25 protein-coding genes and 2 tRNA genes are annotated in these 26,371 nt (G+C 42.6%); 8 read left to right on the forward strand and 19 right to left on the reverse strand.

The features are described 5' to 3' along the window. Positions 1 to 10: 10 nt before the first annotated feature. The 16 genes from NFR57_RS08845 to NFR57_RS05170 form a co-directional block, all read right to left on the reverse strand. Entirely contained in the window at positions 11 to 334 is a 324-nt protein-coding gene (locus NFR57_RS08845) for a helix-turn-helix domain-containing protein (protein ID WP_420840773.1), read from the reverse strand. A 6-nt stretch (positions 335 to 340) separates the two neighbouring features. Further along, a complete protein-coding gene (locus tag NFR57_RS05100; protein ID WP_251182759.1) occupies positions 341 to 880 on the reverse strand; it encodes a histidine phosphatase family protein in 540 nt (179 codons plus the stop codon). Then, positions 873 to 1,691 (reverse strand): hypothetical protein, encoded by an 819-nt coding sequence (locus tag NFR57_RS05105; protein WP_251182760.1) that lies wholly within the window; start codon positions 1,689 to 1,691, stop codon positions 873 to 875. The genes NFR57_RS05100 and NFR57_RS05105 overlap by 8 nt, the downstream gene beginning before the upstream one ends. After that, complete coding sequence (locus tag NFR57_RS05110; RefSeq protein WP_251182761.1) at positions 1,688 to 4,717, reverse strand: nSTAND1 domain-containing NTPase; 3,030 nt, start codon at positions 4,715 to 4,717, stop codon at positions 1,688 to 1,690. The genes NFR57_RS05105 and NFR57_RS05110 overlap by 4 nt, the downstream gene beginning before the upstream one ends. A gap of 1 nt (position 4,718) precedes the next feature. After that, on the reverse strand, positions 4,719 to 5,363 hold the full coding sequence (locus NFR57_RS05115; protein WP_251182762.1) for a hypothetical protein: 645 nt from the start codon (positions 5,361 to 5,363) through the stop codon (positions 4,719 to 4,721). Beyond that, the gene (locus NFR57_RS05120; RefSeq protein WP_338022268.1) at positions 5,360 to 5,638 is read right to left on the reverse strand and encodes a histidine phosphatase family protein; all 279 of its coding nucleotides are present in this window, start codon (positions 5,636 to 5,638) and stop codon (positions 5,360 to 5,362) included. Before NFR57_RS05120 ends, NFR57_RS05115 begins: the two co-directional genes overlap by 4 nt. 240 nt (positions 5,639 to 5,878) lie before the next feature. Beyond that, a complete protein-coding gene (locus NFR57_RS05125) occupies positions 5,879 to 6,448 on the reverse strand; it encodes a hypothetical protein (RefSeq protein ID WP_251182764.1) in 570 nt (189 codons plus the stop codon). A gap of 93 nt (positions 6,449 to 6,541) precedes the next feature. Beyond that, complete coding sequence (locus NFR57_RS05130) at positions 6,542 to 7,735, reverse strand: GIY-YIG nuclease family protein (RefSeq protein ID WP_251182765.1); 1,194 nt, start codon at positions 7,733 to 7,735, stop codon at positions 6,542 to 6,544. Continuing rightward, positions 7,728 to 9,656 carry a DEAD/DEAH box helicase gene (locus NFR57_RS05135; protein ID WP_251182766.1) on the reverse strand — a complete coding sequence of 643 codons (1,929 nt, stop codon included), beginning with the start codon at positions 9,654 to 9,656 and terminating at the stop codon, positions 7,728 to 7,730. Before NFR57_RS05135 ends, NFR57_RS05130 begins: the two co-directional genes overlap by 8 nt. Further along, complete coding sequence (locus NFR57_RS05140; RefSeq protein WP_251182767.1) at positions 9,649 to 12,219, reverse strand: class I SAM-dependent DNA methyltransferase; 2,571 nt, start codon at positions 12,217 to 12,219, stop codon at positions 9,649 to 9,651. Before NFR57_RS05140 ends, NFR57_RS05135 begins: the two co-directional genes overlap by 8 nt. 4 nt (positions 12,220 to 12,223) lie before the next feature. Then, complete coding sequence (locus tag NFR57_RS05145) at positions 12,224 to 13,111, reverse strand: DNA cytosine methyltransferase (RefSeq protein WP_251182768.1); 888 nt, start codon at positions 13,109 to 13,111, stop codon at positions 12,224 to 12,226. Continuing rightward, the gene (locus NFR57_RS05150) at positions 13,108 to 14,022 is read right to left on the reverse strand and encodes a DNA cytosine methyltransferase (RefSeq protein ID WP_251182769.1); all 915 of its coding nucleotides are present in this window, start codon (positions 14,020 to 14,022) and stop codon (positions 13,108 to 13,110) included. Before NFR57_RS05150 ends, NFR57_RS05145 begins: the two co-directional genes overlap by 4 nt. Beyond that, the gene (locus NFR57_RS05155; protein ID WP_251182770.1) at positions 14,015 to 14,230 is read right to left on the reverse strand and encodes a helix-turn-helix domain-containing protein; all 216 of its coding nucleotides are present in this window, start codon (positions 14,228 to 14,230) and stop codon (positions 14,015 to 14,017) included. The genes NFR57_RS05150 and NFR57_RS05155 overlap by 8 nt, the downstream gene beginning before the upstream one ends. 237 nt (positions 14,231 to 14,467) lie before the next feature. Further along, entirely contained in the window at positions 14,468 to 15,421 is a 954-nt protein-coding gene (locus NFR57_RS05160; RefSeq protein ID WP_251182771.1) for a helix-turn-helix transcriptional regulator, read from the reverse strand. A 42-nt stretch (positions 15,422 to 15,463) separates the two neighbouring features. Next, on the reverse strand, positions 15,464 to 15,718 hold the full coding sequence (locus NFR57_RS05165) for an HNH endonuclease signature motif containing protein (protein WP_251182772.1): 255 nt from the start codon (positions 15,716 to 15,718) through the stop codon (positions 15,464 to 15,466). Positions 15,719 to 16,055: 337 nt separating this feature from the next. Next, positions 16,056 to 16,130: transfer RNA gene (locus NFR57_RS05170), tRNA-Glu, on the reverse strand. A gap of 133 nt (positions 16,131 to 16,263) precedes the next feature. Here NFR57_RS05170 and NFR57_RS05175 point away from each other — a divergent pair. The 6 genes from NFR57_RS05175 to NFR57_RS05200 all read left to right on the forward strand — a co-directional run bounded on the left by NFR57_RS05175 (position 16,264) and on the right by NFR57_RS05200 (position 21,041). Beyond that, positions 16,264 to 17,037, forward strand: coding sequence for a spore maturation protein A (locus tag NFR57_RS05175; RefSeq protein WP_251182773.1), 774 nt, complete (start codon positions 16,264 to 16,266; stop codon positions 17,035 to 17,037). Then, positions 17,034 to 17,540, forward strand: a complete 507-nt coding sequence (locus NFR57_RS05180; protein ID WP_251182774.1) for a nucleoside recognition domain-containing protein — start codon at positions 17,034 to 17,036, stop codon at positions 17,538 to 17,540. Before NFR57_RS05175 ends, NFR57_RS05180 begins: the two co-directional genes overlap by 4 nt. Before the next feature lie 70 nt (positions 17,541 to 17,610). Further along, entirely contained in the window at positions 17,611 to 18,645 is a 1,035-nt protein-coding gene (locus tag NFR57_RS05185; RefSeq protein ID WP_251182775.1) for an AEC family transporter, read from the forward strand. A 55-nt stretch (positions 18,646 to 18,700) separates the two neighbouring features. Next, the gene (locus tag NFR57_RS05190; RefSeq protein WP_251182776.1) at positions 18,701 to 19,183 is read left to right on the forward strand and encodes a hypothetical protein; all 483 of its coding nucleotides are present in this window, start codon (positions 18,701 to 18,703) and stop codon (positions 19,181 to 19,183) included. A gap of 236 nt (positions 19,184 to 19,419) precedes the next feature. After that, positions 19,420 to 20,757 (forward strand): MATE family efflux transporter, encoded by a 1,338-nt coding sequence (locus tag NFR57_RS05195; protein ID WP_251182777.1) that lies wholly within the window; start codon positions 19,420 to 19,422, stop codon positions 20,755 to 20,757. A gap of 128 nt (positions 20,758 to 20,885) precedes the next feature. Then, positions 20,886 to 21,041 (forward strand): hypothetical protein, encoded by a 156-nt coding sequence (locus tag NFR57_RS05200; protein WP_251182778.1) that lies wholly within the window; start codon positions 20,886 to 20,888, stop codon positions 21,039 to 21,041. Between the two features lie 90 nt (positions 21,042 to 21,131). Here NFR57_RS05200 and NFR57_RS05205 read toward each other — a convergent pair whose 3' ends face one another. The 3 genes from NFR57_RS05205 to NFR57_RS05215 form a co-directional block, all read right to left on the reverse strand. After that, positions 21,132 to 23,714 (reverse strand): ABC transporter permease, encoded by a 2,583-nt coding sequence (locus NFR57_RS05205; RefSeq protein WP_251182779.1) that lies wholly within the window; start codon positions 23,712 to 23,714, stop codon positions 21,132 to 21,134. 101 nt (positions 23,715 to 23,815) lie between these two features. Beyond that, entirely contained in the window at positions 23,816 to 24,517 is a 702-nt protein-coding gene (locus NFR57_RS05210; RefSeq protein ID WP_251182780.1) for an ABC transporter ATP-binding protein, read from the reverse strand. After that, positions 24,514 to 25,038 (reverse strand): TetR/AcrR family transcriptional regulator, encoded by a 525-nt coding sequence (locus NFR57_RS05215; RefSeq protein ID WP_251182781.1) that lies wholly within the window; start codon positions 25,036 to 25,038, stop codon positions 24,514 to 24,516. Before NFR57_RS05215 ends, NFR57_RS05210 begins: the two co-directional genes overlap by 4 nt. A gap of 242 nt (positions 25,039 to 25,280) precedes the next feature. On the opposite strand from NFR57_RS05215, the gene NFR57_RS05220 reads away from it, so the two are divergent. Together NFR57_RS05220 and NFR57_RS05225 are read left to right on the forward strand one after the other, a co-directional pair. Beyond that, positions 25,281 to 26,141 carry a ZIP family metal transporter gene (locus NFR57_RS05220; RefSeq protein ID WP_251182782.1) on the forward strand — a complete coding sequence of 287 codons (861 nt, stop codon included), beginning with the start codon at positions 25,281 to 25,283 and terminating at the stop codon, positions 26,139 to 26,141. A gap of 136 nt (positions 26,142 to 26,277) precedes the next feature. Further along, positions 26,278 to 26,366 (forward strand) — tRNA-Ser (locus NFR57_RS05225). The last annotated feature ends 5 nt before the right edge of the window (positions 26,367 to 26,371 follow it).

Consider the following 26,371-nt stretch of genomic DNA (forward strand, 5'->3'; position numbering starts at 1 on the left):
GTATTCCTATTTATAGGTAAATTATGATATCCGATAATTCCTTTTGCGATATTTGTGCATAAAACAGCATGTCTTCCAAGGACACAGCCGTTCGCCCGTTTTCCCAATTGAATATGACACTCTCCGAAACGCCAAACACCTCAGCGAGTTCGTTACGGCTGATATGGTTGTCCATCTCAAATCTGCACTCACTACATTCGCCGCTACAATCACCCTTATCATGTTTAAGCGCATTGCAGACACAACGTCTAAGCTCAACGTTATCTTCTCGAAGCAACTGTAAATTCCTGCCCGTCTTTTTCCAATCAATAAATTGTCTATGTATCGGTTTCATAACATCCTATCGCTTACCATATTTGTACAGCCATCCGGGTTGCCATTTCCCTTTGAGACGCCAATCGTTATTAATCACATCTTGCCAAGGTAATTTATTTATTATAACCTCCAATGCAAGTTGCGGAGCTCTATGGCTCACTATTGCAATTCTTTTACCGTCGTAAGATTTCAATAACTCAGATAAGAACCATTCCATACGCTCTTGGACATTGATAAGCGACTCCCCCTGGGGGAATTTTGATTCTATATGATCTTCATAAACGACCTGTCTACCCAGAGTTCCATTTAGTATTCCATAGTTGCATTCTCTTAGACGAGAATCATATATTATATTTTTATCTGGAAATAATATATTCGCGGTTTGTTTAGCACGCACGAGATCTGAAGAATAATATAAATCAAAGTCTCTATATAATAAACTATCTCGTGCTCTTATTGTTTGTTCTTCTCCTAAAGAAGACAATGCACAGTCATGCCAACCACTAGATCGATGTTCTTCATTGTCTACTGATGTACCATGAGCAAAAAAAACTAAATCAATCATTCCTATCCACCTTTTTAAAAAATACTTTATCAAATGGCAAATCACAATCTACTATTATCGGACACGTTTTTTCGCCAAAATTGTAATATCCCTCAATAGAAATATAGTCCATCCCTAGCAAACGACACATGCGATTGGCATTCATAATAAGATAATCTCCATATTTTTCAATCAAATTACGTAACCATAAAACAAGTGAGTCCTCTCCACTAATACAGTATTGCCGTGAAAAAAAATTTTTTTGCATAGATGCTGTTGGATGCAATCCGCGTTCATTTTCGAATGTCAAGTAAGCCTGTCCATAGCCAGCTTCAAAATAAATATCTTGACATAAATCATCAATCGAATATCTAAAGCAAATTGAATGAGGCCCAGATGATTCCGGGAAAACAACTATGCAATCTTGATCACACAATTGATTTAATGCTGAAGAAAATTGTGTGATTTCTTCTCCATAATCCAATGCCATACTTTTAGAGTGACACGCTTCGTTGTTTTTATGAATAGTCATTCGAAGAACAGAGTTGTTATACAATTCCTTAAATTCTTTGAAAGCATCTATTGGATTCATGTTTTTGGAAAAGCTTTTAGAAGGTGGAGCACCAAAGTAACAGGCGACAAGCTTTTTTTTAAACAGCTTCCAATTTCTATTATATGTAAACCCATACTTTCGAGCTATGATATCTGCCCAATTATAACATTCCTCTATCGCACTAACATAGTCGTCACAATGTAACGCTTTATCGATTTGCTCCTGCGCAAACTCATATTCCGCTTCCATTTTTGAAAGTTCATAAATGCTAATTATCATTCGTTTATCACACATCTAAATCCAACATTATAATAATCCTTTCTGCCATCATAACTAAACCTATACCATAGCCACGGCATAATATCCATTAAGCTCCAAGAACCACCTTTAACGATTTTCTTATCTAAATCAGATCCTGCTTGTGTCGAAGTCCATTCCCATACCATTCCCGCCATATTATAGCAATTAAATGGACTAACGCCTGCTTGATACTCATCCACTCTACCCAATCCGTCCGTTCCAGTTAAACTCGTATTGCATTTTTTCTTATCTTCCGATAAAGTCCTCTCTTCCTCGGGATTCCAGTCATTCCCCCAAGGAAAATCATATCCATTATTTCCCCTCGCAGCATACTCCCACTGATCTTCTGTTGGAATTGTCTTATTCCACCACTCAGCATACTTTAATGCTTTTATGAAGCTAATTCCAACAACGGGAAAATCAGCCTTCTCTATATCAAATGTGTGGTTCTCCTCAAATTCGGCATATTCAGCATTAGTAACAAGATACTTATCGATTCTATAACGTTTTAATGTCACATTACGCTCTTTATCGGGGAAAAATTTAAGCAATTGTGTTGCGATATTATTCTTTTTTGTTATCTCTTTAACTCTTTTAACACTCAAGCCCAGACAAGGAGCAGATTCTTCAACGATTACCATATTTCTTGTTCTATTGCTATCAAGAGTGGCATTAATATTTTTTATTAATGCTGCGTTAACCATAATACCGTCTAACGACACTAAAAATGTCAAAACCGCATTTATATGGGGATTAACAATTTTCTCATAACGGATAGGAACACTATTTTGATTTGTTAAAACCAACCATATAAATAAAGCGCAATTTCTTGCATATCCTTTCCTATTTTCAATAATACACTCAAAATATTTATCTATCGCATTGCTATTATTACATTGTTGAATCCAATATTTCGCATCTTCAGTAGAAATTTTTGCTAACATATTTGAATTTACTAAACTAGCTAAAATATATGCATCAATATCTGCACTATGATTAATCCTATTTTTATAATTATTTAATTCTGTAATCATTTCTTCATCATAAATGAAATTCTTTAAAACACTGTATTTTTGCCATCTTAATAAATCATTATCTAACATCTCTCTTAATTTATTTAAATTAAGAGTCTCCATATCCATCCACTCATTTATTTTTTTAATAATATATTCATGTGTAAGTTCATAGCTCTCACTATTAGTATCATCAGTAATACGCCTAATAAGCCTTGTCTCGATTAACGAATTAATAATATGATCTATGTTACTAACATCTCTAATACACTCTTTCAGCGCATCCTTTGTTACTGGTTTTCTGGTGTTTTTCGATGAAACCATAGATTTTAGTATTTCTTTTGCGGAAGACAATTCTTGCGCATTGCTTTTAAATACGCCTAAGCTGTCTTCTATATACCTAGCTAAAATTTCTTCGGCCTTCCCTAGCTTGACATAAAGGTCTCTAGTAATTATTTTATCATTATTTATCTCACTTTCTTGATACAATTTATCACATACTATTTGCAACTGGGAAGGGTCTATTCCATTATTACTATCGGCATTGTTTTCTCTCGAACTTAAATCATCTACTATTTCCTCTGGAAGCCCATCTTCAAATGAAATACCAAAATGTGCAGCAGGTTTTATTATAGCGTCAACGGCACTTCTATTCGGTAATGGAGGTAAAAAATAATCATTTTTGTCCAAATATTGAATTATATTACTTTTGCCAATCATATGGTAAAAATCTTCGCGAATAGATAGAATTATCTTAGTATTGGGATTGTCGTGAAGAAAATTAGTTATCCCATCTCTGAAAATTGATATTTCCGTATCGCTTCCACCAGTAAACAATTCCTCAAATTGGTCAATTATTATAAATTGGTATTTCTTCTTTGAAAAATCAGTAGCAATTATTGAGCCTGTATCATTGACGTCCCTCTTGAATACAGACCGATTGAGTTCTTTCCATGGATTATTTCCACACCTAATATAAAATATATCATATTCTTCGCGCTCTCGTAGTCTTGGTATAAGTCCAGCATTAATCATAGAGGTTTTACCATAACCAGACTTTGAGGAAATAACCAAAATTTGACTCGTGGCCTCGACCCTAATACAAAGTGTAACTAATTCATCGTCACGTCCAAAAAAAATGTCCGCATCTTCTTCTTCAAAACTATTTAAATATTTATATGGTGAACCCTTCTTTCTTGTTACTCGTTCACTATTTTTAGATCGAACACTAATTTTTCGAGCTTCATTTTCAGCTAAAATATTATTTAAAGTAGTTTTTATGTCATGCCATATTATTAGATTTTCATTTTCTCCATATGCGTTAGAATCAGACGGTAAGATATCGTCAGTAAGCAAATAAGCAGTATTAGGGTATTCACCATTGCGTCTACAAAAATGGTCATATATGCGTTTAAAAAAACGATCATTCGGGTCGAAACCTATAAAAACAATTTGGTTTCGTAAGAGACTTTGAAATGTTACTGATAGATTATTTTTATCAGTCAATCTATCATCAATTTCATTTGATGCCAATAAAGGATTATCCGAGGCATACGAGCCAAAATAGCTTAAAAACACCTGTTCTGTATTTATAACATCAAAATCTTCTGAAAAGTTTTTTTGCGAACAATGGATACAAGAATCAGGTCTATTAATTACATAAGAGTACCACTGCGAAAAGGGATGCGTCTCTATCACACATTTAGGATGTAGTTTGTCTAAACATTCAAAATAAGAGGGAATTGCAGAATTAGCCATAAGGTAAGAAGCTAATCTCGCAATTAATTCTTGCTTACCTTTTCTTCTAATAAACATATCTACGGCGTCTTCGTATGCCACATTGGATACACCCAACTCACAACAAAGTTTATTTATTATATCTTTTTGCGTCAAAGAACAGTCATTTTCTGGATGATGCTCTTTGGGCAAACCTAGTATAACAACTAGCTGTTTCCTATTTAAGGCTTCGATTATCGGTATATATTTATCCATATTAACCCCTGTTAGCAAATAGTTTATCGCCAACCGATTTTAGTTTGGAATACATTGAATCTATATTCCCTATAAACAAGTCCTTTTGTGTATCGCTTGGATTGTCGATAAGCATTGATTTAATATTTCTAAAGAAACTTGTATTAATATAATCATACAAGGAATTTCTCAAATCATCATCGAGATAATCAGAAAACGGCAACAATTCCCCTCTTAATTCAAGAGTTCTGTTATAGAAATTTATAAAGTGCTGGTGGTAATTCATAAACACTCTACCATTATTTTCTTGAACGATAGTGCGCAAATTGGGTGAACTTTCTAGGCTTGTAGAAGAACTATCAATTGAACTACAAACTTTTCCTATCTCGTTATATTCCATGCAAAGTTTAACAATATAATAATCAATCACTTTGTTCACCGAGCACTTTTTACGATTCTCTGGCAAGAAAGCGATTATAAAAAATAAATATGAAACGGCAAGATTAGCGCAAAGTCCAGTTATATTTTGAACCAAAGAACCATATTGGCTGTACGCTTTATTGTTACTAAACACACAATCTATGACAATTCCGGTAACAAACAAAATTGACGAAACTATACAAACGATTCTTAAAATTAACTCAACTATATCGCGATTTTTCTTCATTTCTTAATTGTTATACCGCTATTCCTTTCAATTAAGAAAATACCATCATGGTAATCAAGTTCAGTAATGGCAAGCAAGTCCAAATCGACCTTCCCTGATACATTCAAGATGTTTTTATAAATAGATCTTGTAACATTTCCATGCGTAACAATGGCAATATTGGTGTACCCATTGTTTTCAGCATCTGCCACTACTTCATATAGTCCATTTCTTACACGTTCGTCAAATTCTTTTGCGTAATTTATCAAGCGTCGATAAATCTTGAGATTTAACAATTGAATAGTTGATTATAGAATCTCTTGTGAGATTAAAAAGTGCTAAATAAAATTCATTAAGCTCTTCATCCGATAAAAAATCCCCATACGCTATTTCCAAGTCATTTTTCATCCCTTTATATGCGCAATTATAAATTACTTCAAATTCTATTTTATCGTGCGCAGAGGGATTATTCCGAATATAGTTTAAACAGTGCTGAACTGCACGAGTTCTAATGTTCTCATTTACCATTTGAGGGATTAATGAATTCGCAGTCTTTTTAATTGAAATATATGGATGATTACCAAATACATTTCATCGAATAGTTCTATAACCATTTCAACCGCTTTCGGATTGAAACGTTTCTGTCGTGATAATAGAGTGTATGACATCCCGCTTGATGCCTGTATATCATAATACCGATATCCAAACAAATAAACGAGAGGATTTACAAAAATAGCCTTTGTCCATAATAACATTAAAATTATAATGAATATCATAGCACACAACACCCACAGGTTTATATCCGTAATCGATAAAGTCACGACGGGAAGCAAGTATGCAATCATACTCGACAATGAATTAGTATCTCCAGGCGAGGTCGCATTAATGACCAGTTTTGACTTAGGTAAACTCTTCTTTGCAAGAGCTAACAAACCAAAACAAATAGGGATGCACACAACACCTATAGCAAAGACCACACACCCTATCCACAAATCTCCAGTAATTTGCTTGATTGTCAGGCTATCAACGAATAATGCGATTCCACAAACAAGCATTAAAGGAGCATAGGACGTTACTGTCCATATTATTTTTACGAATTTGCTCATATTATAACTTTATACCTCCTTTTGCCTAATAGCATAACACAACTCAGCCGCATTGCACATTTCTTAGAAATAGCCTTTGTATAGCTAAAAACACTATAATGCACGCTTAATAATTTTTCCTATGTGTGGATCATATTTATAATGCTCACCCTCTTGGGCCACTATAAGTTTCACAGCCTCCTCGACAATACCGAGAGGCACAGAAAACCACTCTCTGGGATAATGCGTATTGCCCCGCCTATCTCTGACCTCAAAAGCAATATTCGCATCCACGAAAAAGTCATGTATTGCGGACTCGAGATATCGCGTATTCATATTAAAGCATCGAACGGTCAATATAATCGTGACATCGCTTAATAAATATGTTGGCTCGTTACGAGCATTTTTCACTCGCTCTGTCACAGATCCCGAGCAATACCCAATTTTATACAAGTCTTTTATTGCTCTAATGCTCGGATTATTACTTTGACTCTTTAATACATAAATATAACCATTTTGAACGTCATCATCCGTTACTTGGTCAAATTCCATATCATCAATAGGCTCACTTATGCAAAACCCGTCGATATTCATAGCTTTCTCAAGAGAGCGATAAAGCATATTGGATTCTGTACCATTATCAAAAATGCATCTTGTTCGACCGTCTAATCTGTTATAAGTTCCGCTTTCATATATTCTAGGATCCACTTTCAACTTATCAAATTGCAATAAGAACATAACCCCACGTAAAACATAGAAATGACCATCAAGCAATGCTCCCCTTTTATACTCAACCAATTTGCGTCTCCCAATTTCAAGGTCACGTGCTATCATATCAAAAACTTTTTTGAACTGTAAAAAATCTTTACATACTTTTCTATGGGCAATATAGTCAGGTCGAATTCTATCTGTTGGCTTCACATGCGATAAAGTAAATATACTTGTATCACCTGATACATCATCTAAAATCCCAAGTGGATCGTTTTTTAAAATATCATCAATTGTGACGGTCGTTGTATTCTGTATGTCAAGAAGATTATATAAATCAAATGGCTGTAATAATTTCACTTTTTTAGGATTAGCTCGAATTGCCTTCAGTCTATTGGCAAGCATATATTCTTCCATATCCCCGTCCTCTTGCGGACATTTACCTTGCGCCTCATAAAAATCACAAATTTGCTGAAATCCTTCTATTAATCGTTGGTCTTCAGGCGTACGCACAGCTTTCTCTGACTCATCATCTATCAGCAATCCAAGACTGTCGCTCTCAAAAATATCTTTAAGTTTCTTCAGTTTGCTGTCATTCATTTCCGTTTTTGTATCCCCTTTTCAGTTGACGTAAATATACCAATGCTTCCGCAAGCCTTCTCTCAGTAGGGTCTAATGCATCAAGTGAAGGCTTACGTCTCATACTCCTAACAAAATCATTTATTTTAGGCCACAAATAAATTGCCTCATCGTCCGTCATGCTAACTTTAAAGGCTGAGATGCACTCTTGAATCGATTTCAATACTTTGGGCGTAATTGTTTTCGAAATAACCTCAAACGCCTGTTGAAAAGGATTAACTGAGTCAATTAGGTCTATATTAATTTCCTCAATATTGATAAATTTGTTATTAATTTGCAAAAATTTCACTCCGCTCTGGTCAGTTGTTATACCTCTACGAAGAACCATATCTGTGACCAAATGTTCCCGAATCTCTTCAACCTCTTCCTCTTGCAAATCGGGATATCTGGTCATAATAATTTTCGGGATCATTATTTTATTAACGATTTCCGGATCGACTTCTCCAATAAAAGATTTTTGAATATCTGGATTTTGTAAAATAGCCGCTTTTAATTCAGTTAAATCAGATGAAACAATTTCCTTTACCCTATCAGTACTTGGTTCTTTCAATCCTTTAACTGTCACGATTCCAGAATCGTCATAGCCGTCTTCATCTGGATTTTTTTTGGATTTAAATGTTAATACTGGCGCAAGAACCTGTTCCATCAACAACGATGCAGATATTGCTTTCAAAATATTATTCACAGTCTCCACAACTGCTTCGTTTTCCGCATCGGGTTCTGCCACAAGATTTGTAAATTGCGCATGCGTTTTATTAGAACTATCTCTTGTGCATCTTCCAATAATCTGAATAATTTCTGTCAGTGACCCCCTATATCCAATAGTCAATGCATGTTCACAAAATGGCCAATCAAAACCCTCTTTTGCCATTCCCAAGGCAATTATAATATCAATATCATCAGGAGCTGACACATCACGCAAGAAAGATACAACTTTTTCTCTATCTGCTGGTGCATCGTTCACGAGATCAGCAATTTTAAGCATCTTACCATTTGGCTGCTTCACATGAATTATGTTATTTTCATCAACAAATTCAATTTTGCCAATCGCATCGATAATTGCGTCAACTTCAATATATTTGTCTTTGGTTGACTCTCCAGAATTCACGTTTGGGATATGGATTATTGTCTTTTTTGTTGTGTCAAGCACTTGCATTATGGCGTCTGTATATCGACCATGATAAAAATGAAATCCAATACCTAGAGATTTTAGGTACTGATACCCATTGAGCTGTTCATAGTAATTGTATGTAACTTTTACAAATTGAGCTTCATCCTCTTCCAATAGAACTGGTATTCCATCCCCTCTAAAGTAAGATCCCGTCATTGCTATGATATGAGCATTCGACTCGGTCATTAAACTTCTTACTAATTCCCCAAGTTTGCTCTCATAATCCGCCGATACATGATGGAATTCATCAATAGCAACCAAACATCTGTCAAACGCCTTTGCCCCAATCCTGTCATATGCAAAGCGTAAAGTTGCATGTGTACAAATTAATATTTGGGTATCACCCTTCATAAAACTTTGAAAAACATTAATCTTCCCTCCTTCTCCACCCGGCATACATAGATTATAGCGAGGATCAAGAATCCAATCGCTATGAAATCCTTTTTTCTTTAAATCTGTAGTACTAAAAGATTTTCCTATGGAACGCTCGGGAACAGCAACGATTACTTTATCTACTGCTCTCGTTTTTAGCTTATCTAATGCAATGAACATTAACGCCCTGGATTTCCCAGACGCTGGAGGAGCCTTTATGAGCAAATATTGAGCCGCACGAGATTTATATGCTCGCGCTTGCATTTCACGCATTCCCATTTCATTAACTGAAGTGCTTTTGCCAGTAGCTTGATAACGAATGTCAATTATATTATTCATTTCTTTCCTCCATAAGTTGTTTATAAAAAGCGAATAAATAATCCAAGCGTTCTTCATCCGATAAAAAAGGCTCTTCTCTATAACAACTTTCTATAACTCGATCAAGAATACTGTGTTCATATCGCAACCCAGCACTCATGCCTTCCTCCGAATACATTTGCGCATAGGTTTTTTGTGATATTTCTTCTCTTTCAGCCAATATTCGCTTCACGCAGTCTGTGATTAATTTTTTTTGTTCCAAACTAATAGGGGGGAAGGGAAAAGTATTATATCCAAGCCGTGATGAGTATCTTAAACGAGTCTCAAGGCCACCACATACGGTTCGAATCCACAACAAATGCATTCGGGATGCCACAACACCAAATATCCATGGCTCTGCCTCATATACTACAAAGCATAGGTTCGACACAATAGTATCTGAACCTATAAAGCCTATTTGCATATATTTTCTATTCTCTGATGAAACAGAGGGCACGACCAGTGAACATCCGCTGGTAGAACGCATTTCACGAAATTGATGTGGCCTTTCCGCAAGCTTTTGTCCAGAAATATCAATGAGTTGAGATCTATACTCACGACATTTTTCTATACGCTCTTTAATAGGTAAAATACTTAATGCAATACCAAGCCGATCATCGGGAATCCACAAACACCATCTCTCTATTCCATTAATGTATTCTTCTGACCCGACCAATTTCTTAAATAGTATCTCTGCCTCAGGGTACTCTCCTATTATCCTCGCATGTTCTTCTTTGGATATGTCCGACAAAAAGCCCTGATCATATGGCATATTTCCTTTATTCATGTATGGCAAATCGGACAGTGGTTTTGTTCGTTTCAAGACAATTTCATTGCATTGCGTGATGTACGGACCTATTTCTAAAACCCGATAATAACGGGTATTATCAAACAACTCACATTCACGCTTCCTCTGAGATGAGCTTACACCAAATATCACAACAGTGACTTCCGTGCTATTTTTCGCATTATTTCTCCACTTAAATGGTTTGTAAGCAAATTGAATATAAACATCATGCTCAAATATTATAGGCCAAAGAAGTCCTACCTGTTCTCCTTGCGAAAGGGAATTTGTGGTAACAAACGAAAAAGCAGATTTCCTTCGCTCAATAATCTTGGTTGCCAAAAGAAACCAGCAAGCTGCATAGTCCAATTCTGCGCATTTGGAATATTCTGAAAAAACATTTTCTTTATCTTCTTTTTGTTTCTTTGTTTGTTTCTTGGCCCCTCTATACGGAGGATTCCCAATAATATAAACTTCATCGCTATCAGGAATACCTACATCCCATTCTACAAGCAACGGGTTCTCCTCTCTGATATCGATTTGCATCGGGCAAGGTATATCGCCCCCATTTTGCTTAATAGAAATCGCTAGTGAAATCTTTGCAATTTGGGATGCGAAGTGAATATTTTCTATCCCGTGAATATTATCCCATAAATTATTCTCGTTAGATTCAAAGCCCAATTCACTTAGACGTTCATTAACATAACTCCCTAGTTTGGATAATTCTCTATATGCCTCAATTAAAAAGTTGCCTGCCCCACAAGCCGGATCAATAATATGAATATGCTGTAAGCGGTTGCATAGAGTTTTAAGTCCATCGATATCATTTTTATTATCTTCATATGCTTGATATAATTCGTCAAGAAAAAGAGGGCCGATTACTTTATGTATGTTTTCATTAGTTGTGTAACATGATATACCTCGCGCAGTCGCATCTTGTAAGATTGCCCCTAATACCTCTGCAGATACATCACCCCAGTCTAAATTCATTACCTCATATATTTTCTTACGAACATCTTCGTTATATTCAAGCCCCTCGAAATCCCAGCTCAATATTTCATTTACGCACGTTGAATCCCAATAGTTTACGCTCAGCCGAGGAACATAGTCCTTTTTTGCCGACAACCCCCATATATCTAAAATCAACAAGCGGAAAAATTCATTTGTCTCCGTTCTATAAGCAGATAAAATATTACCTATTTGGTGTCGTGCGCCATTGACACTATCATCAGTGAAAGCAAGCCAAATAAGAGCACAAATAAAATCTTGCACCTCACGTTCTTTCTCTTTACCATTATATAGGGTCAGCCCATTATAAATTGTTGCTAATTGCTCAGCAACGCGCATGGTGACTAAATCAATATTACTATAGTCTCTTTTCTCACGTCCAACCAACGGAAAAAAGAACTCAAAACGAGAAAAAACCTTTTCTTTACTAATTACCAGCGTTTCGAATGTGTTTGTATCAAATGCTAGCATATCCGACTCGTTTGTCAAAATAATGAATCGGACATCGAATTTCTCAATATTTTTTTGTTGCAAAGAGTTTAGCACTGAATAAAGGTTCTTAACTTTTGTATCCATAATAAACGCTTGTTTTGATACAAACACGCCCTTATCAATGTCATTCGTTGCACAAGCCTTAATGCGATCAAACGTTGCCTGTGGATAATCCCAAGCATCAAAAAACTGCTCAAAGTATTCCATTCCTTTAAGATCTGAAATGGCTTGCAGCTTCATTTTTAATGCTTGATAATCCATCTGTTCACCTCTGCTCATATTCCAAAATAGCGTCTCCAATATACTCTGCGAGTCGGACAGGTACTGCATTCCCAATAGCTTGCTCTATGTCCGATTTATTCCCAACCCATTTAAAGTCCGAAGGAAATGTTTGAATAAGGCCTCTTTCCATGGATGACAATGCACGAACTTTTGACAAATCTGCGGTTTTATCGGCATGATGAGGCTTATAATTGCTTGGCATAGGACGATTAACTCCGCGAATCGTAGCACTCGGTTCATATATACTAAATATTGCTCGTCGATTATAGCTACGGGGGTGCATATAATAAAACTCTGTTCCTAGCAAATTACCAAGATAGTCATAAACACTCATTGGCTTACTGGCTCTGTGGTTATCTAAAATACACTCCAAAAAACCGTCTCTTTCATCCAAACAACCTATCATAATAAAGCGTTTCCGCCGTTGAGGTACACCATAATAGCTAGCATCAAATACTCTATAAGTTAACCCATAATTAGCATCCTTAAAAATTTCTATTGCGGTTGACAAAATAGGCATTCTCACTATATTGTAAACATTTTCCATTACGAACCATTTAGGTTTTACTTGAGATACAATTTCGGCAAATTTAATGGTCAAATTTGCCCTTTCCCCCAAGCTTCTTAAGCCCGCTATGGAAAAGTCTTGACAAGGAGGTCCACCGATAATAATATCAGGGTGGCTGGATTCTATTTGATCAATGACATCGCTATTATTTAGGTCACATTCATATATTGGATGAGCGAAATTTTCTTTATAAATATTTACAGCAGGTTCCCACTTATCATATGCTGCGATTATATCGAACCCGGCATTTTGGAAGCCTAGTGACATGCCTCCGCACCCAGAAAACAAATCTATAAGTCTCATTTTTGCCTCTTTCCATCCATATCGTATTCTTTTATTGCCGTAGCAACATATTCAGCCAATTTGACAGGAACAGCGTTTCCTATCATTAGGTTTAAATCGCCTTTACTACCCTCGAATACAAAGGTTTTGGGAAACGTTTGAACATAGCTTCTCTCAAGAACTGTAAGAGCTCTTACTTGGGGACCGATTTTTACAGGATCAGAGGGATGCCCTGTATAGCCTGCTGGTATTGGTCTATCAACTCCACGTATCGTTTGGCAAGGCTCATATATACTAAAAACGCCCCGTCGAGAGTAACTTCTCGGAACTCTAAAATAATACTCAATCCCAAGGCTATCGCCAAAATAATCAAACATCGTCATGGGTTTAGTTGTAAGATGCCGCTCTAAATAATCCATAAGCTCCCCATCTTTTTCGTTTAATATCCCTATCAAGAAAAATCTTTTTCTTGACTGAGGAACGCCGCAATAGCTAGCATCAAGTACTCTTTGCGTTAAACCATAACCAGCACTCTTAAAATTATCTATTACGACCTTAATGGAGCTACTCTTGGTTATTTCTGGAACATTTTCCATAACGAAATACTTTGGTTTTGCTTTAACAATTATTTCGCTAAAAACAATTGACAATACAGCACGCCCGAAGTTCTCATTTCTATGCCCCGCCGAAGAAAAATCCTGACACGGAGGACCGCCTATTATAATATCTGGGCGTGCATCGATAATTCTTTTTTGCACCTCTGACGATGCAAGATCCTCTTGATAGACTGGATGTGTAAAGTTTTTCTTATACACTTTTACTGCAGGATCCCAGTTGTCATAAGCAGCAATTATATTGAACCCGGCATTTTGAAACCCCAATGACATACCGCCGCAACCACAGAACAAATCTATCGTATTTAACTTATTCATCCCGTATTGCCTCCGTAGTTTCCATTATGTCGGATACATCACAATTAAGTGCCCTACATATCTTAAGGAGAACTTCCGTCGTTACATTTTCATTTTTACTTAATTTTGCAATAGAAGCGGGACTAATTTGTGCCTTTAGCTGTAAATCCTTTTTTTTCATGTCTTTATCAATAAGCAGCTTCCATAACTTTTTATAACTAATGGTCATTTTACTACTCCGATTTTTCTTTTCATTATACCATAGAATCCGAGTAAAAGCAATAGAAAGCGCCCAAATGGAAAGATTTTTTATGTGAACGCATATTTTTAGTTCACACTGACCTCTCGCAATTGCTTAGCACCCTCATAGGTCTTCTAAGCAATAATCAGCAAGACAGACTAATTCAGCCAACATCTTTTCGCAAATTTTCATTACCGCTATCGCTGATTTTTTACGAGTATTCTCCTATTTGTATTGCGAAATAACTTCCGTCGCATAGGCTTTAACTCCTTCCACCACCAACTGCGGACTCGTAACCTTTAGCAAATTTCCAAACGAGCAGCACCAACCGAGGAACGGTTTGCTTATTTGTACATCAGCCGTAAATACCACCATATTGCCCTCACCCTGGATAATGTGTACATCATCCCCAAATCGGTCGAAAATATGGTCTACAAGCGATTTATCGGCGCGGAAGGTCACTTGTGCGTCTTCCCCGTTAAACATCCCAAACAATGCCCTTTTATGGCGCGACAAATCGAATTTATTAACTTCTTCACTTTTCGTTACGTGTTTTTCTGATATTTGCACATCATCCATTCTGTCAATACGATAATGTCCTATACCGCTGTGTTTATCATCGTAGCACATAAGATAATAGTTATCCATAGAGAAAACCGTCGAAAGCGGGTTTACAATATAGCGGCGCTTATCCTTTCGATATACGCGCTGATGCTTTATATCGTAGTCAAAATATAAAAACGAAATTTGCCGTCCCTGTTCTATGGCACTGCCGATGGCATCGACGTTATAAAATATTTTTTCGTTATCGCTCTTGGGTATATGAAACTCGACCGTGTTCTTTTTCATAACCTCGGCTTTCTTATCCCCGGCAAGTTGCGCTATCCTGCTAATAAAGCCGTTTGTCTTTTTAGCCGTGATGAAATTCGCCGCTTGCACCGCATCCATAAGAACTCGTATTTCCGGGATGTCAAAGCTACGATCAACGACATAATATTCATTACTGATTGCGCGATTATGCTTTATTTCATATCCGCAATCATTCAGCAGTTTTATGTCACTGTATAGTATTTTACGGTCCACTTCTATACCGAACTTTGCAAGACGTGCAGTAAGCGTAGCTGTGGACATAGGATGGCACTCGTCGGTTTCACGATTGAGTATTTCCCATATTTTCAATAATTTGATTTTTCGCAAATTAGAATACGGCATAGCTATGTCCTACTTTGAATGATGTATTTTCCAGTGTTGTTTGCGAGTCATAACCTGCAAATTGCTTGCTCGATTATTGCGCTTGTTTCCGTCGCGGTGATGCACCACTTCATTTGAGCGCAATGGTTGCCCAATCTTGCGGCTTGCAACGTCACGATGCACAGCAACATACCCGTCGTCTCTCGCTTCGGGACTACTCGGCTTGTACTTTTGCACATAACCTTCTTTCGTGACATACGACCTATGCTTTCGCCATCCAAACATAATGGAGTACCTCCTTTATAGAATTTCTCGTATATGATTATACCATATATCGGCTCATTTGTAAATAGGAGAGTGTACTAAATTTGGGACAGTCTTTACTTGACTCAACACTCAAAACCATTCAACTCTGACAAGGGACAGCTTTTGGCACAGTTAAGTTAGAAGTGGGTTGAGCAATTTGACGTTTACTATTTTTCAAATAAAAAATGACCGTCCGTGAAAACATTCGGACGGTCGGTTACCGTTTGAAACCAATATTTGGGCAAAAAACGGCTAATTTGCCACGAAAAGCGAAAAAAGTTGGTCTATAAGCGAAGTGCTTATAGACCAACTGACTTGGTGACCCCAACGGGACTCGAACCCATGATTTCACCGTGAAAGGGTGATGTCTTAACCGCTTGACCATGGGGCCACAGTACATGTTATTTTACCATAGCTTCGGCGCGTTGTCAAGCAATTTTATTTAGTTTTCCCGCTCCGACATCGGTTATCTTGCAAATTATATTGCTGTTATATATCGCTCGACCGTTTTCATACAATATAGCATGGCAATTATTTGGCTGATAATGCTGTCCGCCTCGCTCGGACTTATGCTGTTTACCGACCCCGCCGCCGCCGTCAATTCCATGATTACGGGCGCGCACGGCGCGGTCGAGCTTTCGCTTAACCTACTCGCGCTCTACGCGTTTTGGTTGGGATTTTTTGCGCTTATCGAACGGCTCGGTTTGTCGCGCGGACTCGAACGCCTGCTTCGACCCGTGATTTCGCGGCTATTCCCCTCTTGCGACGTAGAAACGCGCAAGTACATTACCATGAATGTATCGGCTAATCTTTTGGGACTGGGCAACGCCGCGACGCCCATGGCTATCACCGCCATAAACCGCATGGACGACGGCAATCCCCGCGCCTCTACCGACATGATTATGCTTACCGTCATTTCCGCGACAAGCCTGCAAATTCTGCCGACAACGGTCATAGGCATGCGCGCGACCGCAGGCTCCGCCAACCCCGCGGACTTCCTTTTCCCCTCGCTCGTCGCTACCGTTCTTTCCACGCTGATCGGCATAATCGGTGTTAAAATCTGCGCGCGAATTTTCGACCGCCCGCGTCGAAAAAAGTCCGCCGTAATTTCGCAATCCGCGCCGCTCGGCTCGATTTCTCCTACGCCCCCGCGCAAACAAACCGCGCGCACTCGTCGCGATGCTTGCTCCCGTTCCCCCCGCGCAAGCGCCCGTCGCGCCAACGGCAAGCGCCCCTCATCCGCCACTCCGCCCCGGTCTTCTCCCCCGTCCGACACGACAAGCGAGGTGGTTTCGTGAGCGCATACATAATCCCTATTCTTTTTTTAGTCGTACTGCTTTTATCGTTCGTCCGCCGCCGCGAGCCTTACGGCGGGTTTATAGACGGTGCACGGCAAGCGGTCGATCTCACAATCAACGTATTTCCCTACTTGCTCGCGGTCATGGTCGCTGTCGAAGCGTTCCGCGTATCGGGCGCGTCCGCGTACCTCGCCAACGCAATCGAGCCGGCGCTTCGCTCCGTCGGGCTCCCCAAAGAATTGGCGGAACTGCTATTTCTGCGCCCCGTATCGGGCGCGGGGTCGCTCGCCGTGCTTGACGGGATTTACACAAATTACGGCGCGGACAGCTATATCGGGCGGTGCGCCTCCGTAATTTACGGGTCGAGCGAAACGGTGTTTTACATATCGACCATATACTTTTCGCAGTCGCGCGTGCGGCGGTTGCGATACGCTATTCCCGTCGCGCTCGTCGCGACGTACACGGGTTGTATCGTCGGTTGCTTCCTGCTCAAATTTTTCTGATTGACAAATTTTCTCAAACTTGCGCAAAAAAACTTTTATTTTATTGTTACTTGTGATACAATCTAACCGTATGGGTCAAATTTACCTAAAAGCAACTCTGATAACGCTTGCCCTGCTCGCGTTCGCCGTTCCGAGTTTTATTCTTAAAAAATTGAACATGCTGGGCGACGGCGCAAAGCGCACGTTAAGCAATATTCTGCTGTTCGTGTGTCAACCCGCACTGATGATCAGTTCGTTCAGCATTTTCTCTGCCGATGACTATGCGGCGATACAAAACGTCGGGCGGGTCAACCTGCTAATCGACTTTTGCATATCCGCCGCCGTCGCCGCGGTTTCGATATTGGCGGTGTTCGGCTTTTGCCGACTGATTTTCATTAAGAGCAAAAACCGTTCGCAAGCGGACGTATGCACATTTATCGCAATGTTCTCCAACTGCGGATTCCTCGGCATACCGTTCGTAAAAGTATTCACAGACAACAACGTGCTCGCGGTGATGTACGTCGCGCTGTTCAACGTCGTGTTCATTTTTCTGTGCTGGACGCTCGGAGTTTATCTTATCACGCACGACCGCAAAGACATTAAGATCAAAAAAATCCTGCTCAATCCGTCAATCATAGCGTCCGTGCTCGCGCTTATTCTGTTTTTCGTGCCGCAAATTAACTTCTTCATGATGGACGGCTGTAAAGACTTGCAAATAATCCCGCAAAGCCTTGCGACCATGGTTGCGCCCGTGTCCATGATGCTTACGGGCGCGGAGCTTGCGGACATGTCCGCAAAAACCCTGTTCGCCGACAAAAACGTTTACGTTGCGGGCGCGCTTCGGCTAATCGTCGCGCCTATAATAACCTTCGGCGTAGCGACGGCGTTCGGCTTTGCATGCAAGAGTTTTATAAACCCCGCCGACGCCGCACGCGGTTACGTGTATTTGGCGCCCGTCATAGCCATGGCGATGGCGCCCGCGTCAGTCGTTATTGCGCTTACGCAATATTACAACCGTCCCGACCCGTTGTCCGCCGCTTCGGTTATAACCGACACATTGCTTTCGGTCGTGACCGTGCCGCTTGTCATGATAGCCATGCTCGAAGTGTGGCGGTACTGTTTTTAGTCCGCGAATAATCGCGCCGCACCCGACGCAAACTATACGCGGAGGATTATACGCAATGAACAAAACCGACAAGGTCGATATGACCAAAGAACAGCAGGTCAAAATCGACCGCGAAGTAGAATTTTTGAAACAGCTTCACCAAGCAGCGCAAATGGGCAGGGACACGCTCGAACACGTCAACGGAAATATAGGTCCGGGGGAATTGCGCAACGCCGTCGAAAAAGACATATTCGACTATTCGGACGTGTGCGCGCAGGTCACGCGCAAGCTCGAAGAAAAGGGCGAAACGCCCAAACCCGTCGGCAAACTCCCGCGCATGATGGCGGGCATGATGATAGACATGAAAATCAACGACGAAACATCCGACAGCGAAGTCGCAAAAATGATAATCGACGGCACGACCAAGGGCGTGACGGAGTGCACGTCCAAGCTCACCGATTTTTCGGACGTGGACAACGACGTCAAAAATATCGGATACAAACTACTCTGGGTACAGCAAAAAAATATCGACGAAATGCGTAGATTTTTGCACAACTAATCGAAAAATATTTGACATTGGTTTTTTTTCATGCTAAACTACTGCTTACAATCGCTTATTGATGGCGGAAATACGGATAATGCTCATCGGAGAACTTTCAATCCCGATTGAAAAGTTGATTATGATGTCGAGCGGGCTCGGTAAAGTATATTTATCAGCCTTTTTGATTTCAAAACATTTGTCTTTATCCGCACTCCGTAATTCATGCGTTAAATATTTAACGGCGGTGAAGAGCTATGGCAACGCGCATACAAATTTCGGACAAATTTACTTTCGGCAAACTTTTAAGGTTTGCCGTCCCGTCCATAATCATGGTGATATTTATGTCGCTTTACGGGATTGTGGACGGTTTATTCGTGTCCAATTTTGCGGGCGACGCCGCGTTTACGGCAATCAATTTATTCCTGCCTATTTTCTACATACTCGGCTCGGTCGGGTTTTTGCTCGGCAGCGGGGGTTGCGCGCTCATAGCAAAAATGCTGGGCGAAGGCAACGCCGACGGCGCGCGCCGCAACTTCGGCGGGCTGGTGATAATAACCGCGACGATCGGCGCGATGTTTACCGCGGTAATAATCCCGTTTATGCCGCGAATAGCCGTTGCGCTCGGCGCGACGGGCGAAGCGGTCGATCACTTTACCGTTTACGGCACAATTATGATAGGCGGACTTATCCCGTTTACTCTGCAAACTTTTTTCCAGTATTTTTTCGCCGTCGCAGACCGACCCAAGCTCGGGCTTGCCATCACCGTCGGCGCGGGCGCGACAAACATGCTCGGCGATTTCCTGTTGATATATGTCGCAAAAATGGGCGTCACGGGCGCGGCAATAGCGACAGTCGTCGGCGAGTGCGTGGGTGGGATAATTCCGCTTGTCTATTTCTTTATAAAAAAAGGTAAAACACTGTACTTTGCAAAGCCCGCGTTCGCGCTCAAAACCATAGGCAAAATCTGCGCCAACGGCTCGTCGGAAATGATAACCAACCTATCCGTGTCCGCCGTGAGCGTTATTTACAACTTCCAACTGCTTAAATATATCGGCGATTCGGGCGTTATCGCTTACGGCATAATCATGTACGTATCCTTTATTTTTATCGGCTGTTTCCTCGGTTTTTCGGTGGGAACCGCGCCCATTATCGGCTATAATTACGGCGCGCAAAACACCGACGAACTTAAAAGCATCTTTAAAAAAAGTTTGCTGTTTTACGCCGTTTCCGCGGTTACGCTCACCGCGATAGCGGAATTATTGGCAAAACCGCTCGCAATGATATTCGTCAGTCACGACGCGGCGCTGTTGGATTTTGCAACGCGCGCCATACGCATATTTTCAATATCCTTCGTAATAAGCGGGTTTAACATTTACGCCTCCGCGTTCTTCACCGCGCTCAACAACGGCGTTATTTCCGCGGTAATTTCCATATCGCGCACGCTTCTTTTTCAGATAGGCGCAGTGTTTCTTATGCCGCTTATTTTCGGCATTGACGGGATATGGAGCGCAACCATTATTGCCGAGTTTGTCACGCTTACGGTGTCCGTCGCTTGCGTAATTGCATTGCGCAAAAAGTACAATTATTTGTAACCGATTATTTTAAATCCGCGCTCGACTTATTCCGCAACGCGTAACGACCTGCGCGAAACGGGCTTGCCCTCGGACGTATAATTCCCCGAAAATTCGACAAAATAATATCGAGGAGGAAATACGCGATAATGGATAAGTTGACTTCGGGCAAGATTGCCCCCAAGACCGGCGAATACAACATTGTTTCGTCGAAAGGCAAAGTCGTCGGTTCCGTCCGCGTCAAGAAAGGCAACAGAATGCCTCCGACGCGCCACGCGAACAGCCATTTTGAAATTGACGGCTAACGGCAAAGCGCCTAAAAAACCCCTTACGTTATAACTTATAGCGCAAGGGGTTTTGTTTACTTAATTATTGCGCGCCGCGCGGGATCGCGTTTATTCCACGCTCTTTAACGCTTCCACCATGGAAATGTTTTTAATTTTGCGGTTAAACATCAAAGTGGATATCAGCGTAAATACAAACGTCAATGCCATACAGCCTATGGCGACATACCAGCTTAAAAATCCCGAAATAAACACGTTGAACGACGACGACAAATCCACCAGCCACACCATCAATCCGTAGCCTATCGGCAAGCCGATAAGACACCCGATCAAAGTTATAACCAAGTTTTCCACAAGAATCATTGACGCCGTTTCGCGCTGTTTGTAACCGAGCACCATGAGCGTAGCTATTTCGCGCGTGCGCTCTTTAAGATTGGTCGCGGTTATGTTGTAAATGACCGCGACGGCAAGCACTGCCGCGCCGAAAGTGAACAGAATAACGGCATAGTCCAGTAGCGACATTTTGTCTTTTAACGAAGCAAACGTTTCGTCGAACGCCCGCACGTCGCGGATTTCTTCGTATTCTTTTAAAGCGGCTATTGCCGTACCGATTGCCGTGCCGTCCTTGACCGCGGCGTAAGCGGTGTCCGCAAACAACCCCACGCCGCGGTTTTTAAACATAGCGTATGCGCAGTACGCTTTTTGCTCGAAGTATTCGTACACGATATGCGTAATTTTCGCCTCGAACTCGACGGCGCGATTGTCGAGCGAATAGCCGCTGACCGTCACCGTGTCGCCCGCTTTTACGCCGAGTTTATCGGCAAGCCCCGTGGGGATAGCGAACGTATCGTCGTCGAGTACAAGCCGACGTTCGCCGTCGATGTCGGTAAACAGCATTACGCAGTTTTCGTCGGCGTATTTGTTTTCACGCGCGTCGGCGGCGGTGGGCAAAGCCATTAACGTCATGTCCGCGGCTTTGTCCTTGTAAGTGAACCGCGCCGAAAAATCGGGCGCAAACGTCAAGTTCTTTATGTACTGCGCGCCCTCGTACCCCGAAATTTCGTCGAGGTCGAACGTGTGCAAATCGACGGGCGCTTCTATCGCGACGGTCAAATCGTATTGCGCGGAACGGTCGTACTGTCTGAACGAAAAATCCATGTTGTCTTTAAGCCCGACCAAGCCGATCAGTAGCGCGATACAGCCTATAATGCCGACAGACGACAAAAGCATGCGGATTTTGTGCAAAAACATATTGCGCAAATTCATTTTCGCGCCGAAGCCCAGCCGCTTCCACAGCCCCGTCCACCGCTCGACAAGTATGCGCTTTGTCTTTTTGGGCGGCTTGGGTCGCATTGCCTGCGCGGGCTTGACTTTGAGAGTGCGGTGACAGGACAAAAACGCCGCAAGGCACGCGAGCGCCGCCGCAACGATTATTCCGAGAAACAGGAATAGCACGCTGACGTGTTGCGGCGTGGGCGGCATACTGAACTGCCGCGCGTACAAAAAGTTAATAAGATACGGCACAAGCAAAACGCCCAGCGTTCCGCCCGCCGTACCGCCTATCAAGCACGCAAACAGCGCATAGAAAATGTAAGAGAAATACACCGCGCCTTTGCCCACGCCGATAGCCTGAATTACGCCTATCTGCATGCGCTGATTGTCAACCGTTTTGGACAGCGATATTACCGTTATAGCCGCCGCCACGGCAAAGAACATAAACGGCAACACCGCCGCAAGCGCGGCAATCGTGTCGTTTATGCTGTTGAATGCCGTGACCGACGGAAAATTCTTGCGTTCGAGCGCGTACATATACAAACCCGCCGCACCGTCCGGATCTTTAAAAAGCTCGTTTATCTGTTCCGTGCTCGACACCGAATATCGCCCGAACAACTTATCGACGTCGCCGTAATCGTCGCCCAATATTTTAATGCCGTTATAGATGTTTACCGAAATTTCCGAATACTCGAATAGCGTTTGCTCCACGCCTCCGCCCAACGCCAATACGACCCGCGCGTCGGGCGTGTAAAGATCGATTGTCGAATAATCGACATACGCGAAAATAAACTCGTCGGGCGGCGCGGCGGTGTTGCGCAGATTGACCTTATAAATAACGTCGGGCGCGTGGTAAATTCCGCACACCGTCAGTTCGTAAAGCCGATCGGCCGTTTTGGTAGTGTATTGCGGCGTGTCCGTGCCCGTGCCCGTTTCGCTCATGGACAGCGTTATCTTTTGCATGGTCGCCACATCGAAAGTCAACGCGTCGCCGACTTTTATGCCGTGCGCTTTTGCCGCAACCTCGTCGATTATAATTTCGCTTGCGTCTTTTTGAGGCAGTCTGCCCGAAACGATATACGGGTCGTCTATGCCGTCGGTCAGCGTGACGACGGTCATGTCCAGCCTCGCCCCGCCGACGCTCGTCTGCGTGTAAAACGTGTTGTAGCCCGCCGCCTTGTCCACGCCGTCCGCCGCGGCGATTTCCTCGACCGCTGGCGCGTTTACGTACATATATTCGGCGCGCACCGCCGCGCTGTGCTGTGCGGAATAATAATCGCTCACCTGTCGAGTGACCGCCGCAGACCCCGCGGTAATCCCCGAAAAGAAAAAGCACCCGATAATTATAACCGCAACTATCGAAATAAAACTGCCTATGGTTTCGCGTATGTCGCGAAACGTTTTTAGCATTATGTATTTCATCGCGCTCTCCTTAATCGGTCGCCGTGCGCCTTGCGGCAAAGCGTATGCTGTTTTTATGCTGTTAGTCGTAATTTATAAATTGCCGACCGTTGATCGAAGACCTACCACTCGATTGTTTCGACGGGAACGCGCGCGGAATTGACTTCTATGTTTTCCACCTTGCCGCTACGCATGCGTATGACCTTGTCCGCCATGGGCGCGATTGCGCTGTTGTGCGTTATCAAAACGACGGTCTTGTTGTACTTGACGTTTACGTCCTCCAACAGTTTGAGCACCATTTTGCCCGTTTTGTAGTCGAGCGCGCCAGTCGGCTCGTCGCAAAGCAATAATAACGGATTTTTCGCAACCGCTCGCGCTATCGCTACGCGCTGTTGCTCGCCGCCCGAAAGCTGACTCGGGAAATTTTTTGCGCGCTCGGACAGCCCTACTTTGTCGAGCGTGTCCGCAGGATCGAGGTGATCGGCTGTAACGGACGCCGCAAACTCGACGTTTTCGAGCGCGTTAAGATTGGATATAAGATTGTAAAACTGAAAGACAAACCCCACCTTTTCGCGTCGAAACAAAGTCAGGCGTTTCTGATTGTATTTGGTGATGTCCTCGCCGTCGACTATGACTTCGCCGCTCGTCGCGCTGTCCATGCCGCCGAGAATATTGAGCACGGTGGACTTGCCCGCGCCCGACGCGCCGAGCACGACCACGAACTCACCCTCGTTGATAGAAAAGTCCACGCCGTTGAGCGCGGGGATTTCGACTTCGCCGAGCTTGTATATTTTGTTTACGTCTTTAAATTGTATAAGGCTCATCGCGTCGCTCCGTCGGGACTGCCGAACATCTTTTCGGTCTTGATTCTGCCGTAATAGGCATACCACAATCTTTTTAATTCGTCGAGAGCATACAGTGCGGTCAGGTCGGCAAATATGCCGTTGACAAGCGCGGACAGTTCCTTTTGGCTGTCGGACGCGTCCGAAAACCCGTCGGCGTACACGCTTGCGCAAATAAAATCGAAATAGGTTTTGTCCTCGACGGCAAATTCGTCGAGCACCGACGTAATTTCTTCCAGCTTTTCGGCGGAAGATATGTCGTTTTTGAGAATAACGGAAAACTCTTTGCGCAAAAGTTTCAGCCGCTCTATGCACAAAAGCCGCACGATTTCGTCCTTGCTCGAAAGATAGACGTACACCGTCGCTTTGGAGTAGCCCGCTTCCTTGGCAAGCATGTTCATATTCATGCCGTCATATCCGTACTGCATAAGCAATCTATCCGCCGCGTCCAACAGCGTTTTTCTGTGATAGCGAGCAACCGCCGCTTTCTTCTCTTCCGACATGTTTTCCTCTTTTGTCGTTTGCGCAAGCGGCGTAAGACACGCGCAACGCGTTTAGTAGATTATAACACACCGCGATCAAGATGTCAATAACGAAATTTGCCGACGATTGCCCATTATTTTTTGCGACAAAGGCAAATCCGTTTGGAATTTGTCGCGCTCTGTGCTATACTCATACAGAACGGTTGCGCTCCGCTAACCGAAAACGGCGCAGCGCGACGCACACTTAACGAAAAAGGCTAACAATGAACTATCTCGCAATCATAGTAATAACGTTTATATCCGGCGTTGTCGGCACGGGGCTGGGCGGGCTTGTAGGCGCGGTTTTGCGCCGCGAATCCAATAAGATAGTCAGCCTGTTACTGTCTTTCGCCGCGGGAATTATGCTCGCCGTCGTGTGCTTCGACCTGATGAGCGAGCCGATAGAAATGATGAAAAGCGGAGAAATGGGTTGGTACACGCCTATAATCGTCGTGGCGGCGGTTATAGTCGGCTATGCGCTTGTGTATTTGTTGAATATCGCAATAGACAAAAAGACCAATCGCGAAGTCAAACACATCGACGAAAACCACCCCGCAACGGCGGACGACCTCGACGAGCTAATCCACGCCGATCACTTTGAAACCCACAAGCGCGAAAAATCCAACCTGTTCGTAGCGGGTTTGGTAATGATGACGGCGATTGCTTTGCACAACCTGCCCGAAGGCATGGTGATAGGCGCGTCGTATGCAATAACGCCCAACCTCACGTCCAATCTGTTTTCGGGCGCGGGATTTGTAATGGCTATTGTAATCGGCTTGCACAATATTCCCGAGGGCATGGCGGTGTCCGTCCCGCTCATTTCGGGCGGTATGGGCAAAACCAAAGCGACGCTGCTCACGGCGTTGAGCGGTCTGCCGACGGTGTTCGGCGCGCTTATAGGCTATGCGCTCGGCGGGATAAACCAAATCATGCTCACCCTGTCGCTCGGCTTTGCCAGCGGCGCAATGCTGTACGTGGTCTTCGGCGAACTGTTGCCCGAAGCGATACTTATGTGGAAAAGCAAACTCCCCGCCCTGTCGCTGTTTATAGGCGTGCTTGTAGGCTTTCTGCTTGTAATGTTTTGATAAGCACAAACAATATAAATCCGCCCGCGCCGCGAAATCGCTTTACAACCCCGCAAAAAAACGCTATAATAAACGCACGGTCGAGCCAAAGCAATACCCCCGCCCTACCGAAACCCCATAATTAAATAAAAAACACGGAGGCGTATCGAAGCGGTCATAACGAGGCGGTCTTGAAAACCGTTTGGCGGCAACGCCACGGGGGTTCGAATCCCTCCGCCTCCGCCAACGAA

The organism is Anaerocaecibacter muris, assembly GCF_943192945.1.
Classification (GTDB): Bacteria; Bacillota; Clostridia; order Christensenellales; family Pumilibacteraceae; genus Anaerocaecibacter; species Anaerocaecibacter muris.

What these genes read in the sequence shown, in the direction of transcription:
- NFR57_RS05165 (WP_251182772.1), bottom strand. Translation starts at nt 15,718, where the DNA reads ATGTTTGGATGGCGAAAGCATAGGTCGTATGTCACGAAAGAAGGTTAT.
- NFR57_RS05190 (WP_251182776.1), top strand. Translation starts at nt 18,701, where the DNA reads ATGAACAAAACCGACAAGGTCGATATGACCAAAGAACAGCAGGTCAAA.
- NFR57_RS05100 (WP_251182759.1), bottom strand. Translation starts at nt 880, where the DNA reads ATGATTGATTTAGTTTTTTTTGCTCATGGTACATCAGTAGACAATGAA.
- NFR57_RS08845 (WP_420840773.1), bottom strand. Translation starts at nt 334, where the DNA reads ATGAAACCGATACATAGACAATTTATTGATTGGAAAAAGACGGGCAGG.
- NFR57_RS05150 (WP_251182769.1), bottom strand. Translation starts at nt 14,022, where the DNA reads ATGAATAAGTTAAATACGATAGATTTGTTCTGTGGTTGCGGCGGTATG.
- NFR57_RS05140 (WP_251182767.1), bottom strand. Translation starts at nt 12,219, where the DNA reads ATGGATTATCAAGCATTAAAAATGAAGCTGCAAGCCATTTCAGATCTT.
- NFR57_RS05185 (WP_251182775.1), top strand. Translation starts at nt 17,611, where the DNA reads ATGGGTCAAATTTACCTAAAAGCAACTCTGATAACGCTTGCCCTGCTC.
- NFR57_RS05175 (WP_251182773.1), top strand. Translation starts at nt 16,264, where the DNA reads ATGGCAATTATTTGGCTGATAATGCTGTCCGCCTCGCTCGGACTTATG.
- NFR57_RS05130 (WP_251182765.1), bottom strand. Translation starts at nt 7,735, where the DNA reads ATGAATGACAGCAAACTGAAGAAACTTAAAGATATTTTTGAGAGCGAC.
- NFR57_RS05205 (WP_251182779.1), bottom strand. Translation starts at nt 23,714, where the DNA reads ATGAAATACATAATGCTAAAAACGTTTCGCGACATACGCGAAACCATA.
- NFR57_RS05220 (WP_251182782.1), top strand. Translation starts at nt 25,281, where the DNA reads ATGAACTATCTCGCAATCATAGTAATAACGTTTATATCCGGCGTTGTC.
- NFR57_RS05200 (WP_251182778.1), top strand. Translation starts at nt 20,886, where the DNA reads ATGGATAAGTTGACTTCGGGCAAGATTGCCCCCAAGACCGGCGAATAC.
- NFR57_RS05195 (WP_251182777.1), top strand. Translation starts at nt 19,420, where the DNA reads ATGGCAACGCGCATACAAATTTCGGACAAATTTACTTTCGGCAAACTT.
- NFR57_RS05115 (WP_251182762.1), bottom strand. Translation starts at nt 5,363, where the DNA reads ATGAAGAAAAATCGCGATATAGTTGAGTTAATTTTAAGAATCGTTTGT.
- NFR57_RS05105 (WP_251182760.1), bottom strand. Translation starts at nt 1,691, where the DNA reads ATGATAATTAGCATTTATGAACTTTCAAAAATGGAAGCGGAATATGAG.
- NFR57_RS05145 (WP_251182768.1), bottom strand. Translation starts at nt 13,111, where the DNA reads ATGAGACTTATAGATTTGTTTTCTGGGTGCGGAGGCATGTCACTAGGC.
- NFR57_RS05125 (WP_251182764.1), bottom strand. Translation starts at nt 6,448, where the DNA reads ATGAGCAAATTCGTAAAAATAATATGGACAGTAACGTCCTATGCTCCT.
- NFR57_RS05210 (WP_251182780.1), bottom strand. Translation starts at nt 24,517, where the DNA reads ATGAGCCTTATACAATTTAAAGACGTAAACAAAATATACAAGCTCGGC.
- NFR57_RS05155 (WP_251182770.1), bottom strand. Translation starts at nt 14,230, where the DNA reads ATGACCATTAGTTATAAAAAGTTATGGAAGCTGCTTATTGATAAAGAC.
- NFR57_RS05135 (WP_251182766.1), bottom strand. Translation starts at nt 9,656, where the DNA reads ATGAATAATATAATTGACATTCGTTATCAAGCTACTGGCAAAAGCACT.
- NFR57_RS05110 (WP_251182761.1), bottom strand. Translation starts at nt 4,717, where the DNA reads ATGGATAAATATATACCGATAATCGAAGCCTTAAATAGGAAACAGCTA.
- NFR57_RS05215 (WP_251182781.1), bottom strand. Translation starts at nt 25,038, where the DNA reads ATGTCGGAAGAGAAGAAAGCGGCGGTTGCTCGCTATCACAGAAAAACG.